Source organism: Actinomadura rubrobrunea NBRC 15275, from assembly GCF_001552235.1.
In the GTDB taxonomy this organism is placed as follows: Bacteria; Actinomycetota; Actinomycetes; order Streptosporangiales; family Streptosporangiaceae; genus Spirillospora; species Spirillospora viridilutea.
Genome location: NZ_BCQU01000199.1, coordinates 1 through 1695 on the forward strand (window position 1 = coordinate 1; position 1695 = coordinate 1695).

Genomic DNA, 1695 nt, shown 5'->3' on the forward strand with positions numbered 1-1695 from the left:
GGCGCCGGACAGGGGTTCGCTGACGGTCGCGCACACCGTCGCCTCGGTCGGACCGTAGGCGTTCAGCAAACGGCAGGTGCGCGACAGCCTGTCCACCAGGTCCGGCGGGCACGCCTCGCCCACCACGAACACCACCGTTCCGGGCGGCAGCGCGTCGTCCGGCATCACGGCCAGCGCGGACGGTGGCAGAGCCATGTGCGTGACGCCGTGCTCGGCCACCACCTCGGCCAGCGATGGTCCGGGCAGCAGCCGGTCGGCCGGCGCCATGACGATCGCCGCGCCGTTCATCAACGTCACGAAGATCTCCCAGAACGCACCGTCGAAGCTCGGCGACGCGAACTGCAGAACCCGGCTGTCAGCGGTGGTCTGGCCGATCTCGTCTTCGGCGGCAGCCGCGATGTTGGCCGCGCTCGCATGCGTCACGGCCACACCCTTGGGGCGTCCGGTTGAGCCGGAGGTGTAGATGACGTAGGCGGGGTGTTGGGGGGTGAGGGGGGTGGGTCGTTCGGTGTCGGTGAGGTTGTGGTCGGGGTGGTTGGACAGTTCTTCGGTGGTGTGGGGGTCGTCGAGGTTGAGGCGGGGGATGTCGGTTTGGGGCAGGTGGGTGTGGTGGTTGGCGAGTATGAGGGCGGGGCGGGCGTCCTGGAGCATGTAGGTGATGCGTCCTGCCGGGTATTTGGGGTCGATGGGCAGGTAGGCGGCGCCTGCTTTGAGGACGGCCAGCAGGGCGACGATCAGTTCGGGTGAGCGGGGTATCGCGACGGCGACCAGGTGTTCGGGGCCCACGCCGCGTGCGGTCAGCAGTCGGGCCAGGCGATTGGCCTGGGCGTTCAGTTCCCCGTACGACAGCGTCGACCCTTCGAACAGCACAGCCGGAGCCTCGGGGGCCCGCGCCGCGTGCCGCTCGACGAGGTCGGGGATGGGACGCACGAGCACCTCGCGCCTGGGGCCCTGCCAGTCGTGATCCAGTAGGCGGTGCTCCTGCGGGCCGAGGACGTCGATCTGTTCGATCGGACGGTCCGGATCGGCCGCCGCCTCCCGCAGGAACGCCACCAGCCGCTCCGCCATGGCCGCGACCGTCGAGGCGTCGAACAGATCGGTGCTGTACTCGACGTGCCCCTCGATCCCGTCCGGACTCCCGTCCGGCGCCGTGCGCTCGGTCAGTCCGAACGTCAGGTCGAACCTGGCGGCCTTGGTGGGGACGGGGTCGATCCGCACCGTCAGCCCGGGCAGCTCCAGATCCGGCTCGGCCGTGTTGTTGATCGCGAACATGACCTGGAAGAGCGGGTTGCGGGCCGTGGACCGTTCGGGGTTGAGGATTTCGACGAGGCGTTCGAAGGGGATGTCCTGGTGGGCGTAGGCGGCCAGGTCGGTTGTGCGGATGCGTTCGAGGAGTTGGCGGAAGGTGGGGTTGCCGGAGAGGTCGGCGCGGAGCACGAGGGTGTTGACGAAGAAGCCGACGAGGTCGTCGAGGGCGTCGTCGGTGCGGCCCGCGATCGGGCTGCCCAGAGGGATGTCGTCACCCGCGCCCAGACGCGACAGCAGCGCGGCCAGTCCGGCCTGGATCACCATGAACAGCGTCGCCCGGCACTCGCCCGCCAACGCCGTCAACGCCGCGTGCGAATCGGCGTCCATCCGGAACGCCACCGTGTCTCCGCGGTAGCTCGGAACCGCAGGACGCGGCCTGTCAGTGGG

1 protein-coding gene is annotated in these 1695 nt (G+C 69.8%); it reads right to left on the reverse strand.

Going from position 1 to position 1695, the window contains the following annotated elements:
* Positions 1-1695 (reverse strand): non-ribosomal peptide synthetase (locus AR3_RS28995; RefSeq protein WP_157406846.1); only part of this gene is annotated, 1695 nt, incomplete at both ends.